Annotated in this window: 14 protein-coding genes; 4 read left to right on the plus strand and 10 right to left on the minus strand. The window is 34.7% G+C overall.

The window, feature by feature from the left end; all coding sequences use genetic code 11:
- Positions 1-17 precede the first annotated feature (17 nt).
- From RAM17_RS02655 to orn, 4 genes are all read right to left on the minus strand, one after another.
- Complete coding sequence (locus RAM17_RS02655) at positions 18-1,349, minus strand: CoA-disulfide reductase (protein WP_110448570.1); 1,332 nt, start codon at positions 1,347-1,349, stop codon at positions 18-20.
- 155 nt (positions 1,350-1,504) lie between these two features.
- On the minus strand, positions 1,505-2,482 hold the full coding sequence (hemH, locus tag RAM17_RS02660) for a ferrochelatase (RefSeq protein WP_110448569.1): 978 nt from the start codon (positions 2,480-2,482) through the stop codon (positions 1,505-1,507).
- Between the two features lie 3 nt (positions 2,483-2,485).
- The gene (gene waaA, locus RAM17_RS02665) at positions 2,486-3,754 is read right to left on the minus strand and encodes a lipid IV(A) 3-deoxy-D-manno-octulosonic acid transferase (protein ID WP_110448568.1); all 1,269 of its coding nucleotides are present in this window, start codon (positions 3,752-3,754) and stop codon (positions 2,486-2,488) included.
- Positions 3,751-4,323, minus strand: a complete 573-nt coding sequence (gene orn / locus RAM17_RS02670; RefSeq protein ID WP_065614655.1) for an oligoribonuclease — start codon at positions 4,321-4,323, stop codon at positions 3,751-3,753. The genes waaA and orn overlap by 4 nt, the downstream gene beginning before the upstream one ends.
- An 80-nt stretch (positions 4,324-4,403) precedes the next feature.
- On the opposite strand from orn, the gene rsgA reads away from it, so the two are divergent.
- The gene (gene rsgA / locus RAM17_RS02675) at positions 4,404-5,429 is read left to right on the plus strand and encodes a small ribosomal subunit biogenesis GTPase RsgA (protein ID WP_110448618.1); all 1,026 of its coding nucleotides are present in this window, start codon (positions 4,404-4,406) and stop codon (positions 5,427-5,429) included.
- 94 nt (positions 5,430-5,523) lie between these two features.
- Here rsgA and RAM17_RS02680 read toward each other — a convergent pair whose 3' ends face one another.
- Both RAM17_RS02680 and dauA read right to left on the minus strand, forming a co-directional pair.
- Entirely contained in the window at positions 5,524-6,069 is a 546-nt protein-coding gene (locus RAM17_RS02680; RefSeq protein ID WP_110448567.1) for an HdeD family acid-resistance protein, read from the minus strand.
- 187 nt (positions 6,070-6,256) lie between these two features.
- A complete protein-coding gene (dauA, locus tag RAM17_RS02685) occupies positions 6,257-7,930 on the minus strand; it encodes a C4-dicarboxylic acid transporter DauA (RefSeq protein ID WP_110448566.1) in 1,674 nt (557 codons plus the stop codon).
- Positions 7,931-8,122: 192 nt separating this feature from the next.
- Between dauA and RAM17_RS02690 the strand changes: the two genes are divergently transcribed.
- A complete protein-coding gene (locus tag RAM17_RS02690; RefSeq protein ID WP_110448565.1) occupies positions 8,123-9,502 on the plus strand; it encodes a histidine-type phosphatase in 1,380 nt (459 codons plus the stop codon).
- A gap of 54 nt (positions 9,503-9,556) precedes the next feature.
- Here the strand turns inward: RAM17_RS02690 and dtd are convergent, their stop codons facing one another.
- From dtd to rpsT, 4 genes are all read right to left on the minus strand, one after another.
- Complete coding sequence (gene dtd / locus RAM17_RS02695; protein ID WP_034901687.1) at positions 9,557-9,991, minus strand: D-aminoacyl-tRNA deacylase; 435 nt, start codon at positions 9,989-9,991, stop codon at positions 9,557-9,559.
- A gap of 7 nt (positions 9,992-9,998) precedes the next feature.
- Complete coding sequence (locus RAM17_RS02700; protein WP_110448564.1) at positions 9,999-10,841, minus strand: virulence factor BrkB family protein; 843 nt, start codon at positions 10,839-10,841, stop codon at positions 9,999-10,001.
- Positions 10,842-10,854: 13 nt separating this feature from the next.
- Positions 10,855-11,442 (minus strand): SPOR domain-containing protein, encoded by a 588-nt coding sequence (locus RAM17_RS02705; protein ID WP_110448563.1) that lies wholly within the window; start codon positions 11,440-11,442, stop codon positions 10,855-10,857.
- 116 nt (positions 11,443-11,558) lie between these two features.
- Positions 11,559-11,822: a 30S ribosomal protein S20 gene (rpsT, locus tag RAM17_RS02710; protein ID WP_034901681.1), complete on the minus strand. Its 264-nt coding sequence runs from the start codon at positions 11,820-11,822 to the stop codon at positions 11,559-11,561.
- Positions 11,823-12,052: 230 nt separating this feature from the next.
- Between rpsT and pgk the strand changes: the two genes are divergently transcribed.
- Positions 12,053-13,216, plus strand: a complete 1,164-nt coding sequence (pgk, locus tag RAM17_RS02715) for a phosphoglycerate kinase (RefSeq protein ID WP_110448562.1) — start codon at positions 12,053-12,055, stop codon at positions 13,214-13,216.
- 76 nt (positions 13,217-13,292) lie between these two features.
- Positions 13,293-14,372, plus strand: a complete 1,080-nt coding sequence (gene fbaA / locus RAM17_RS02720) for a class II fructose-bisphosphate aldolase (protein ID WP_086362787.1) — start codon at positions 13,293-13,295, stop codon at positions 14,370-14,372.
- The last annotated feature ends 109 nt before the right edge of the window (positions 14,373-14,481 follow it).

The raw sequence follows: 14,481 nt of genomic DNA on the forward strand, positions 1-14,481 counted from the left end.
ATTAATATGTTTTAATACTATTTAGCTATACCACCGGCTATATTTAAAATATCCCATGGTCTTGAAAAAGGAGGTGCATATAAAAAGTCCATCATGGCTAATTCATCAATTTTCATATTGGCCCAAATGGCTGTGGCTAAACTATTCGTTCTTAATGCAGCACCGTTCCCTCCCGCTATTTGGCCACCTAATAAAATACGAGTTTCGGCGTGATAAATGAGTTTAGCGATTACGCCAGTTTGCCCTTCAACATAGTTACTGTGATTTTTATCTTTAACGATTACTGTCTTGTAAGGGATCCCTGCTTTGATTGTTTGTGATTCTGTTAGACCTGTTCGTCCGGCTTCAATATCAAAGACTTTCAATGCTGATGTACCAAGTGTGCCTGGGAATTGGTTATTTCCACCAGCTAAATTGTCACCAACTGTTTTACCTAATTTGTTGGCACCAGTAGCTAGTGGTATATAAGTCATTGATTGACTAACTCGATGATATAGTGCGACACAATCACCAGCAGCATAAACACCTGCAATATTTGTTTGGCCATAATTATCAATAATAATTGCACCATTATTAAGTGTTTCAATATCCAGATCTTTATATACTTCACTATTAGGTTTTACCCCTGTAGCTATAATGACAATATCTGCTGCATATTTAGCTTTATCGGTAATAACGTGGGTAACTGTCTGTACACCTTCAAAACCTTGTACTCGTTCTTGTAGATGTAAATCACAATGTTGTTTTAAGTTTTCTTCAATAATCTCGGTAAGTTCCGGATCAAAGGCATCGACCAATACGCTATCATCTAATTGAATTAATTTTACATTTTTGTTTAATTCCACTAAAGATTCGGTTACTTCAAGTCCTATGTAACCAGCACCAATAACTACAACATTGGTATTTTGTGGATTAGCCAAGGCGCTTTTTATTGCCAGACCATCATATATATCACGTAAAGTGAAAATATTTTCCAGTTGGCGATTTTCTAAAGGCGGAATTATTGGTACTGCTCCAACCGCAATAAGTAATTTGTCATAATCATCATCAAAACAGTTATTGGTATTAAGATCTTTGACTGTAATTTTTTTTAATTTTGCATCAATAGCAATAACTTCATGTAACGTCTTGATTTCAATCCCATCTTTTGCAAATTGATTTGGTGTTCTAGATATCATTTCATTTTCATCTTGAAAATGATTGCCAATAAAGTAAGGTAATCCACAAGCACCAAATGAAACAATATCTGATTTTTCATAAATGCGAATGGTTGCATTAGGATCCTTTCTTTTGGCTTTTGCTGCGGCACTGGCACCAGCAGCTTGAGCGCCAATGATGATTATTTTCATCGAGTGTTCTCCTTTGAGCGCAAATAACTTTTAACTATCATCGTAACACAGGTTAATCACACTAGTTAGATTAGTTGGTTATTTAGCTTTAATATTAATCAATTTAAAGTTGTGTTGATAAGATTTGATTCCTGTTAAAAATAAATCTTAATCAGTTAAAATTTTTTGAGGAAAGGCGGTTTTTCAAGTATATCTTTGATTAATTCAACCTGTAGAGACGTATCGTTTAAGGCCGGGATGTAATAAAATTGTTTACCGCCAGCATTTAGGAATATTTCTCGATTTTGTTCATCAATTTCATAAAGGGTCTCAATACAATCCGCTGAAAAACCTGGACAGATAACCTGGACATATTTAGAGCCTGTTTTAGCCAATTTTTCTAATATATCGCTAGTGTTGGGTTCAACCCATTTCCCTTTACCAAACTTTGATTGATAAGCCATTTTTATTGTTAAGTCGATACCATTTTCTTGGCATTTGTTTGTCAATAAGTTAGTGGTTAACTGGCATCTTTGCACATAGTCGTCATGGCGTTTATCAATATAGCGTTCAGGAATACCATGATAAGAAAGGAGTAATACATCAGGCTGCCCTTGGATTGAAAACGCTTGCAGGATTTGTGAATAAAGAGCATCAATATAACTTGGGTGGTCGGCATAATCATGAATATAGCTAAGATTAATCTTGATATTATTATCTGCAATAAGTTGCTTAACTTTATCTAATACCGCTTGAGTTGTCGTCGTTGAATACTGAGGAAATAACGGTAATAATGTAATTTGTTCACATGACTTTAAGCTATTTAACGCCGAGAGTAAGCTTGGTTCACCATAGGTCATGGCTAATTCACATTGCATATCAGGTAATGCTAATTGTAATTGATTAATTAAGCGTTTACTGTAATGAAGTAATGGTGATTCACCCTCAATCCATATTTTTTGATAATGGTTGATGATGTAGGGGACGCGTTTAGGTAGTACAAGGTATTTTAAAATTGGATACCAAATAAAAGCAGGTAGGTCGACAACATGGCGATCGAGTAAAAACTCGGTCAAGTAGTTGCGAATTGCCATTGGTGTTGCGGCACTTGGCGTTCCTAAATTAACTATCAATAATCCCTGTTTTTTATTCACAAGTCATTCCTCAAGATAGTGATGAATAACCGTCAATAGACGATGTAAAGCACCTTGATTACTTTTTAATACTTGATAGGCATTTTCGCCGATTTGCTGACAGCGATTTTTGTCATTCAATAAACTATTTATGGTTAAATAAAGCGAATCAATATCACTATTACATACCAGCATACCATTAGCATCGATCAATTGTTCGCCAATGACTTTAAAGTTAAAAAAGTGTTTACCGCTAATAATTGGAATATGGTGTAGTGCTGGTTCTAACGGGTTATGACCACCATGTTCAATTAAACTACCGCCAACAAAGGCAATATTCGCCATCCCATAAAGTTCTAACAGCTCTCCCATGGTATCACCCAAAATCACTTGTGTCTGATCTGTAGGGTTTTGTTTGCTACTGCGTGTAATATAATTCAAGCCATTATCGGCAATTAGTTTTTCAACGGTTTTAAAACGTTCAGGGTGACGAGGGACCAAAATAAGTAATAAGTTGCCATGATTTTTAAGAAGCTGTTGAAATGCTGATAAAATGATTTCATCTTCACCTGAATGTGTGCTGGCAGCGATTAGTACTGGTCGATGTAATTGCCATTGCTGTTTTAACTGCGCAAGATTCTGTTGTTGCTTGGCCGTGAGTTCAATATCAAACTTAATACTACCCGTTACCACTAAATGATCTGCCGGTAGGCCCAATGAGATAAATCTATCGCCGTCTTGTTTGTTTTGGGCGGCAACGGTGCTGATTTTAGCAAATAATTTACTAATTGCTTTCCCTAGTTTATGGTATCTTTTGGCTGAACGTTCAGATAAACGGGCATTAGCAATGATCAATGGAATTTTTTTGTTATGACATTGGCTAATTAAGTTTGGCCAAAGCTCTGTTTCCATAATTATTACTAATTTAGGTTGGACTGTTTTTAAAAAACGATGTATTGCGCAAGGTAAATCATAAGGTAAATAGACATGGCCAACACTGTCTTTTAGTAATGATTTAACTTGCTTTGATCCCGTAGGCGTCATGGTTGTGACTGTAATGGGTAACTGTGGATATTGATTTTGCAGCGCTTTAATCAGCGGGATTGCAGCAAGGGTTTCGCCGACCGATACGGCATGTGCTAAAATTCCCCCTGATTTGACTTTATTTTTGCAAAATCCATAACGTTCTAACCAGCGTTTACGATAATCTGGCGCTTTACGGCTACGCCAAAGTAGTCTTATCCAGACAAACGGTTGAATTAAATAAAGTAAAATCGTGTATAAAATACTCATGATAATTCATTAGTTAGATTAAAAAAGTGTTGTCGGTAATAAACTAATTCGGCAATTGAATCACGAATATCATCCAACGCTTGATGTGAACTCTGTTTACTGATACCTTTTAATATTTCCGGTTTCCAACGTCTGGCTAATTCTTTAATCGTACTAACATCTAGATAACGGTAATGAAAATACTTTTCTAAATTTGGCATGTAATTAAATAGAAAACGGCGATCTTGACCAATGGTATTGCCACAGATTGGTGAACAGTTTTCAGGCACCCATTGTTTTAAAAATTCAATTGTTTGTTGTTCTGCTTGCTGTTCGGCAATGGTACTTTGTCGAACACGTTCGATTAAGCCTGATTTACCATGAGTTTTTTGATTCCAATCATCCATAAGTGCAAGTTGTTCATCTGATTGATGAACAGCAATAACTGGACCTTCAGCAAGGATATTTAAATTAGAGTCAGTTACGATGGTGGCAATTTCAATAATACGATCTCTGTTTGGATCGAGCCCTGTCATTTCAAGGTCAATCCAGATAAGATTATTACTGTTTATATTTGATTGTGTAGTCATAATTTGCGGTATTAATTTTCTTTTTAATGCCGAGTAGTGTAGCATAAGTACTAAATCGTTTGAGCAAAAAATTAGTTATCGTGGCAAAAAAACAACTTTCAAAAAATCAACAAAGGCGTATGGCCGCTAAGCATCAGCAGCGTTTAGAAACTAAGCTAGATGAAAATCTGTCTAATTTCTCTGCGCCACAAGAAGGGGTGGTGATTAGTCGCTTTGGCAAATCTGCTGATGTTGAAGATAACACTGGAATTATTTATCGTTGTAGTATTCGTCGTACGCTGCCATCTTTGGTAACGGGTGATAAAGTATTATGGCGTGAAAGTTTAGAACCAAATACTAATGGTATTATTGAAGCTGTTCATCCGCGCCATTCTGAATTAGTGCGACCTGATTTTTATGATGGCGTTAAGCCTGTTGCTGCAAATGTCGATCAAATTGTTATTATTTCTGCAGTATTGCCGGAATTATCGTTTAATATCATCGATCGCTATTTAGTTGCTTGTGAAGCAACCAATATCACACCGATTATTGTTTTGAATAAAATCGATTTGCTTGATAAGTACAAAAAACAGGAAATTGATCAGCAGTTACAAATTTACACTAAAATTGGTTATCAAGTTTTATATGTTTCATGTTTATCACAGCAGGGTATTGAACCTTTACAAAAGGTGCTGGATGACAAAATATCGATATTGGTTGGCCAATCAGGTGTGGGTAAATCAAGTATCATTAATTTGCTATTACCTCATGATCAAGCGACGTTAACTGGTGAGGTGTCTGAGATATCGGGTCTTGGCCAACATACCACAACTTCAACTCGACTTTACCATTTACCTAATGGTGGCGATATTATTGATTCGCCGGGAATCCGAGAATTCGGTTTATGGCATTTAGATCCAGAGCAAGTTATTGGTGGTTTTGTTGAGTTTGATGATTATTTAGGTGGTTGCCAATTTAGAGATTGCAATCACTTAGATACACCAGGGTGTCTATTACAAAAAGCGGTATCAGAAGGAGCTATCGCACCATCAAGATTAGATAATTATCATCGAATTTTGCAATCAATGCGTGAGGTTAAAGCGAAAACCAATAAAAGTTATAAATAGCCATTGCTAATTATCAGATTTTTATTTTTGATATGTTGCGGAATTTTGCTTGCTCACAAGCTGTGTTGTGAGCAATAAGATAAACTATCGCTATTTAGTGATTTTTTAATGCGAAACCAATAGCAATATAGGCAAAACCTTGGAAAACTAGATCGATACCTAAAAACATTCCTAATACCCAAACACTATCATATGGCCAACCAGCTATTAGCATTAGCCCTAAAATGATGTTAATAATTCCCGAAAAAACTACCCATCCCCAACGAGGGATATTGCGATTACTCATTGCTGCAAAAATTTGGCTAAATCCACTAATAGTCAATAATAATGAAATCAGTAAAGTTAGTGCTGATGAGACGGTAATCGGTTGGAAAAAAGCCATCCCTCCAATAAAGATATATAAAATCCCCATGATTGCCCATAAGGCAGTTTGGCCAAAACCTTTGATATTAAATGCGTGTACAACTTGAATGATGCCGGCGATTAACAGTAGTGACCCGATAAAATAAACAGAAAAAACGGTAGCCATGAATTGATAACCCAATGCCAAGCAACCGAGAACAATTAAAATTACACCAATTACAATAAACCAATTCGCTTTATGCTTAACATCTTGAATAGTGTTTTTATTAGTTGTCATATTAATTTCCTATTTTTGTTGTTAATGTAAAGAATTAAACAAGTACTATCTTGCAAGGCTAACTTTTACTTATATTATTTTGGGAAAGGACAAGGTATATAGGTGATGCAAAATACTTAGTGAAAATCAGATACTATGTTTTCACTAAGTATAGTATTTAAGCAATATAATAAAACGAATTTCGCATTTAAATTTTATCTTTCAGTGCTTCATCTAAAGTTGAATAAAACATTAATTTGTTTGGAATTGGTACAATTTTTGCGCGGGCTAAAGTTTTTAATGGTTGAAATTGTAATTCACAAATAGATAGATTCACCTGCGCAGGTAATTCATCAATGAAGTGAATAAGCGCATTTAAGCCACCAGCATCAAGAATAGGTACCGCATCCCACTGTAGAACAATGTTTTGATAACCATTAATTTTTTGGTATAACTCTAAAAAGGTACGCTCAGCAGCGGCAAAGAACAATGGACCACTAATACGCAGTACTAATGTTTTCTCATTTCCTTGATTTAATTCGACTAAACGAGTCATTCTTGCAATACGACGCATAAATAAGATAGAAGCTAATACAATACCAATTGTTATAGCAATAACCATATCGAATAATACAGTCAGTGACATGCAAATAAGCATGATTATAATATCATCTTTAGGTGCGCGTTTAATGATATAAATAACTCGCTGTACGGCACTCATATTCCATGCAACAATTAATAATAATGCTGCCATTGCTGATAATGGAATAAAGGATAATAGTGGCGCAAAACAGATGAGTGCCAATAAAACAATTAACGCATGCAATACCGCAGCAATGGGTGAAGTCGCTCCAGCTTTTACATTTGCTGCTGAACGTGCAATAGCGGCTGTTGCTGAAATTCCACCAAAAAATGGGGCGATAATATTACCTAGACCTTGGCCAATCAATTCACTATTCGAATGATGTTTAGTATGTGTCATTTCATCTAAAACTACGGCACAAAGTAGTGATTCAATAGCACATAACATTGCCATAGTGATTGAGATTGGAATTAATGCACTGAATGTTGTCCAATCCCAAGTAAAACCAGCATGTTCCCATGGTAAGATAAATTCTGGTAAAACTGGCGGAATACCATGACCAGTAGTATTATCTGCCAATGTATACGTGAATCGTGAACCAATTGTTTCTATTTGATAGCCAAATTGATTGAAGATTAGCATTATTAATACACCTGCGACTAATGCTGGTAAATGGCCAGAAATTTTCATTCGAAATTTTGGCCAAACAATTAGCACAATAAGTGTTATTAATCCTACTGATGTATCGGCGATATTAATCGTTGGCAACGTCTTCACTAGTTCAATAACTTTATTGATGTAGTTTTCCGGCATATGTTCCAGTGTTAAACCAAAAAAGTCTTTAATTTGCATTGTTGCAATTGTTATTGCAATACCAGAGGTAAAACCTAATACCACAGGTAGAGGAATATATTCTATTAAGCGACCTAACCTAATTATGCCCATTAATATTAAAAATATGCCTGAAAGTAAGGTAGCAATTAATAGACCTGATAAACCAAATTGTATCGAAACCGGATATAAAATTACCACAAAAGCTGCTGTTGGGCCGGAAACACTAAAACGAGAACCACCTGTCAGTGCTATCACGAAACCAGCGATAATCGCAGTATATAAGCCATGTTGAGGTGCAACACCACTTGCTATAGCTAACGCCATAGCAAGCGGAATAGCAATAATGCCAACAGTTATTCCGGCAATCAAGTCTTTAAGAAAACGAGTTGTGTTATAAGGGGTGTTAATGCATGCCGAAATAAATGCACTACTAATTTTAGTACCAGAAAGGCCATATAATTTCATTATGTTTTAAATCAATTAAATGAGTTGGAAAAAATACATAATAAGATAATCCTTTTTTCAAAAATTGAAAGAGTGTTATTAAAATAATTGCATTATTTTCAGTTAAATAATGTTATTAATGAGATAAAATAAGCTTATAAGTAATGGCCTGTTATTTTGCTCTTATATTATTAATTATAGATAGGGGTAATTATGTCTTTTATAAAAAATTTTTCTATTACTCAACCAGCAAATCAGATATTAGCCATTATGCTTACGCTTTTTACGCCATTGAGTTTTGCTGGAATGATGATTTCTGGTTCAAAGACTGCATATCAATATGATGCAAGACAATCTCTTACTCCTGCGCCTAGTGGGTATCAAGCGTTTTATATTGATCATATTGGTCGTCATGGTTCCCGCTATATCAGCAAAGCTAAATATGAAGATATTGCTTATAAAATTTTGGTATTGGCGGAAAAAAATAATCAATTAACTGAAAAAGGGAAATTATTATTAACGCAAATTACTACTATTAAAGAACTTAATAAAGATCATTATGGTGAACTTAGTGATCTTGGGCGAAAAGATATAAGTTTAATTAGTCAACGGATGTTAAAGAATAATCCAACAGTGTTTAAAGGTCAAAAAATAGCGGTTATTTCATCAACCTCTCCACGGGCTAAAGAAACGGCTGAAATCTTTATTAATACATTCAAAACCAAATATTCCAAGCTAAACGTTAATCAACAACTAGAAGATCAGCAAACATTGTTACGTTTTTTTGAATATTCGCCTGCTTATGCTAAATATAAGAAAAATAGAATAATTAAAAATACACTAAAATCTTTAGAAAATGATACTAAATCAGTAGAGATGAGTGAAAATATCGCAAGTTTGATCTTCACATCTGATTTTATTCATCAATTAAATAATGGTATCTCGCTATCAGAAAATTCTTTAGTTAAAACGCAAAATTTTGTGCTTTCTGTTTATCAGCTTTATCAAGAATTATTATCCTTTTCACCACTAGTATTAGCTGATAATCATCTTGATTTTAGCGGTTACTTCACACAAGATCAGCTATTATGGTTTAACACTGTCGTCACAGCAAAAAATTATTTACAAATTGGTCCTGCTTTTGATAGTAATGGCATCCAAATTAAGATTGCTGCACCACTATTATTAGATATGTTAAAAACAGCTGATAGTGCGATAGCTAATAAGGATATTGATGCCAATTTGCGATTTGCTCATGCCGAAACTGTATCACCATTAGCAACATTGATGGAAATTGAAGGTACCAATACGGTAGCTAATCCAGTAACTGATTATCCTTCCGTTTGGCAAGCCGATAAAATTATTCCAATGTCAGCAAATATTCAATGGATATTTTATAGAAGTGAACAAGCTGATCAGCCTATATTAGTTAAAGTAATGTTAAATGAGCGAGAAGTCCATTTACCTTTAAAAACCAACGATTACCCTTATTATCAATGGGACGAATTGAAGAAGTTCTATGAAAATAAATTAAATAACTGGGGGCTTACCGACCAAGGAGTGGTATTAAAATGGCTAAATAAAATTAAATAAATACGTTATATTTAATTAAAAAATTTAGAATATCATTCCTTTAAGACAGCATAATTAAACTTGTAGCCAAAATGTTACTGGGCCGTCATTAATCAGTGATACTTGCATATCGGCTGCAAATTGCCCTGTTTGTGTTTCAATATGCTGTTGGCACTGTTTGACAAAAAATTGGTAAAGCTCATTGGCCATATCTGGCGAAGCCCCTTTTGTAAAACTTGGCCGCATACCTTTTTGAGTATCAGCCGCTAGTGTAAACTGAGAAACAACTAATAGTTTGCCATTAATTTGTTGCACATTGAGATTCATTTTGCCGTCATTGTCACTGAAAATACGGTAGCCAAGCACTTTTTCACTTAAACGGAGCGCTTTCTGTTCATTATCGCCTTGTTCAACACCAAGTAAAACCAATAATCCCTGATTTATTTCACCAATAATTTGGTTATTTACAGAAACTGAAGCTTGTTTTACTCGTTGGATTAAGGCAATCATTTTTATATTACTCCGATTGGGAAGAATGTTTTAGGGGCATTTTGCTATGTCTATTATAGTCAGTGAGTGTTGCTGCAAATTCAGCGCCAAATAAGACAATACACCAAGAACAATATATCCAAACTAACATAATAGGAATTGAGGATACTACACCATAAATAAGTTGATAAGTAGGAAATGATGTCACGTACAGCGCAAAAGCACGTTTACCAATTTCAAATAATATCGCAGCGACTAATGCGCCAATTACAGCTTCTTTAAATGGTATCGATTCGGTAGGTATAATGCTGTAAAGTAACCAAAATCCGACAATAGATATAATAAATGGTAAGGTACTTAGTAGTACATCACCACTGGCTGCATCGGATAACCATTTTAGTGAGAATATATAAGAGCTTACAGCAACACTTGAACCAACTAAAATAGGACCTAAAGTCAAAATAGTCCAATACATAGTTAAGTTATACATGAACGAACGTTTCCGCTTAGTTCGCCAGATACGATTAAGTGCATTATTAATAGAGTTAATAAGTAATAGTGATGTCACTATTAAGCCGATAATTCCGACCAAGGTCATTTTTTTTGTATTGCCGATAAATTGCTCAAGATAATTTTGGATAGTATCACTAGCAGTTGGAACGAGATTACTATAAATGAGTTGTTTTAATGATTGACTCACCTCGTCAAACATAGGAAAGGCTGAGAGTAATGCAAAAATTACCGTTATCAGAGGGACTAATGCAAGTATGGTTGTGTAAGCTAGTTCTGCTGCTGAAGTAGTTAATCTATCATGATTTATTCGAGCCCACAACATTACTAAAAATGACTGCATATGCTTAAGTATACCCATAATATACCTTCATTTAGTTAGATATAATGCAATTATTGATCCCATTAGTTTTTAATGTGTTTAATACTTTTTGTGCATCAGTTTTATTTGTATATGGGCCAACAGTAACTCGATATAATTGTTGACTTGTGGTTATATTACCACTAATACCGGTCATAGCTAGAGAAGCTTTTAGTGTGTCTGCATTTGTTTTTTCTTTAAATGCACCACACTGTAGTAACCATTTACTATCATCCATATTGGTTGATGTAGTCGGAGTCGTTGTAGAAGAATTATTGATAAAACTATCTAATATTTGTTGTCTTTCACTTGTAGTAGAATTAGTACCACTACTCGCATTTGGTGTTTCTAATTCTTTAAGATAAGTCCAACGTTCTTGTGGTTGTTCAGGTAGAGTTGCTACTGGTGACTCAGTTTTTACTTTTGGACGCTCAATAGGTTTTTCAGGATGATTTGTTGAAAGTAAGTATAAAATAGCAGAAAACAGAACAATAATGATAACCGCAAGAAATATCATTAACGATGGCAATATTCGTGACTTATTTTTTTTAGCTTTTGATTTTGATTGGCTCTTTTTTCTTACATAATCACGTTGAACCACAATATGCTCTCTTTTCTTTTATTCATATAAATTTAAATGACAGTATATAAATAAAAAAAGTGGCTTACACCACTTTTTTCAATTTTCTTTAACTCTATTGTCAACAGATTAGAAAATTAAGCTAGCGCTTTAATCTGTTTAATTAAATTCGCTTTATGACGTGCAGCTTTGTTTCTGTGGATTAGACCACGAGCCGCTTGACGGTCAACAACTGCTTGCATGTCTTTGAATGCTACTTCAGCTGTTTGTTTATCACCAGCTGCAACAGCTGCGTAAACTTTTTTAACATAAGTACGCATCATTGAACGGTTACTAGCATTATGTTTACGACGTTTTTCGGATTGAACCGCACGCTTTTTAGCTGATTTGATATTAGCCAAAGTCAACTCCCAAGTTTAAATAAAAATACATATTAATAAGGCGGGGAAATATGCCTGATTTTCTTTCCATTGTCAATGCTGTTACATAAAAAAATTTACTATAAAAAGTATAAATCACTAATTTCGAGTAAATGTTTACTATATAACCGATATTGATTGTAACCTAATTAGAAATTTTATGTTAGAATAACAAAAATTTTATTGTTTTTATATTTATAAGAGGAAGTCTCATGTCTATCATTAGAATGCAAGATCTTGATCTAAAAGGAAAACGTTTATTTATTCGCTCAGATCTTAATGTGCCGGTTAAAAATGGTAAGGTTACTTCAGATGCTCGAATTAAAGCATCATTACCTACTATTGAAGAAGCCATTAAAAAAGGCGCTAAAGTAATGGTTACTTCTCATATTGGTCGACCAACTGAAGGTGAATATAACCCAGAGTTCTCTTTACAACCTGTGGTTGATTACTTAAAAGAACATGTTTCTTTCCCAGTTCGTTTAGTTAAAGATTACCTTGATGGTGTTGATGTTAACGAAGGTGAACTTGTCGTTCTTGAAAACGTACGTTTTAACGTAGGTGAAGGTAAAGATGATGAAACTTTATCTAAAAAATATGCGGCACTTTGCGACATTTATGTAATGGATGCGTTTGGTACAGCTCACCGTGCTCAAGCTTCTACTCATGGTGCTGGTAAGTTTGCTCCTGTTGCTTGTGCTGGCCCATTATTGGCAGCTGAACTTGATGCATTAGGTAAAGCACTTGATAATCCTGCTCGTCCAATGGTTGCGATTGTTGCTGGTTCTAAAGTATCAACTAAACTAACTGTTCTTGATTCTTTATCAAAAATTGCTGACCAAATTATTGTTGGTGGTGGTATCGCAAATACATTCATCGCAGCAGAAGGCTACAATGTTGGTAAATCTCTTTACGAAGCTGATTTAATTCCTGAAGCAAAAAAATTAATGGCTAACTGTCAAATTCCTGTTCCTACCGATGTTCGTGTAGCAACTGAATTTAGTGAAACAGCGACTGCAACTGAAAAATCAGTTAAAGATGTTAAAGAAAATGAACAAATTCTTGATTTAGGTGATCAATCAGCAGAAGTATTAGCTGAAATTATCAAAAACGCAAAAACTATTTTATGGAATGGTCCTGTTGGCGTATTTGAGTTCCCTAATTTCCGTCGTGGTACTGAAATTGTTGCTAAAGCAATTGCCGATAGCCAAGGTTTCTCAATCGCTGGTGGTGGTGATACATTAGCTGCAATTGACTTATTTGGTATTGAAGATAAAATTTCTTATATTTCTACTGGTGGTGGTGCATTCCTTGAGTTTGTTGAAGGTAAAAAACTACCAGCTGTTGCAATGTTAGAAGAGAGAGCAAAAGCTTAATATTCTATTTCGATAATAAGGATGAGCCAATTACTCATCCTTTACTTTTTATATAAATAAATCTATAGGAATTAAAATGGCTACAAAGATTTCTGATGTCGTTAAACCTGGTGTTGTTACTGGTGATGATGTTCAAAAAGTTTTTCAAATCGCGCGTGAGAATAATTTTGCTTTACCTGCTGTTAACTGTGTTGATACAAATACAATTAACGCAGTAATTGAAACTGCAGCTAAAGTTGGTTCAGCAGTAATTGTTCAATTTTCTAATGGCGGTGCTCAATTTATCGCTGGTAAAGGCTTAAAATTAGATGGACAAGAAGCTGCTGTTTTAGGTGCGGTTTCAGGTGCTAAACATGTTCATCTTATGGCTGAAAAATACGGTGTGCCAGTTATTCTTCATACTGACCACTGTGCTAAAAAACTTCTTCCATGGGTTGATGGATTACTTGATGCTGGTGAAGCTCACTTTGCTAAAACAGGTAAACCTTTATTCTCTTCTCACATGATCGATCTTTCTGAAGAAACATTAAAAGATAATATTGATATTTGTTGTCAATACCTTGCTCGTATGTCTGCGATGAAAATGACATTAGAGTTAGAACTAGGTTGTACTGGTGGTGAAGAAGATGGTGTAGATAATAGCCATATGGATAGTTCTGCGTTATATACACAACCAGAAGATGTTGCTTATGCTTATGAACGTTTAAGCGAAATTAGCCCACGTTTTACTATTGCTGCATCATTCGGTAATGTTCACGGTGTTTACAAACCAGGTAACGTGAAATTAACGCCAAAAATTCTAGATAATTCTCAAAAATATGTATCTGAGAAATTTAATTTACCAGCTAAATCATTAAACTTCGTTTTCCATGGTGGTTCAGGTTCAACTCAAGAAGAAATTGCTGAAGCAGTTAGCTATGGTGTTGTTAAAATGAATATCGATACTGATACTCAATGGGCAAACTGGGCGGGTGTTTTAGATTACTACAAAGCAAATGAAGCTTATCTTCAAGGTCAATTAGGTAACCCTGAAGGTATCGATGCACCGAATAAAAAATATTACGATCCACGAGTATGGTTACGTAAAGGTCAAGAATCTTTAGTTGCTCGTTTAGAACTTGCATTTAAAGAACTTAACGCTATCGACGTACTGTAAAACTTTCTAATATTTTTTATTGTATATATAGAAGCAGAGTAATGAACTCTGCTTTTGTTTTATCCTTCAACAAATAAATGTTGCATTTTTGTATTAGTTGTAGGATAAT

Source organism: Gilliamella apis, from assembly GCF_030758615.1.
Lineage (GTDB): Bacteria > Pseudomonadota > Gammaproteobacteria > Enterobacterales > Orbaceae > Gilliamella > Gilliamella apis_A.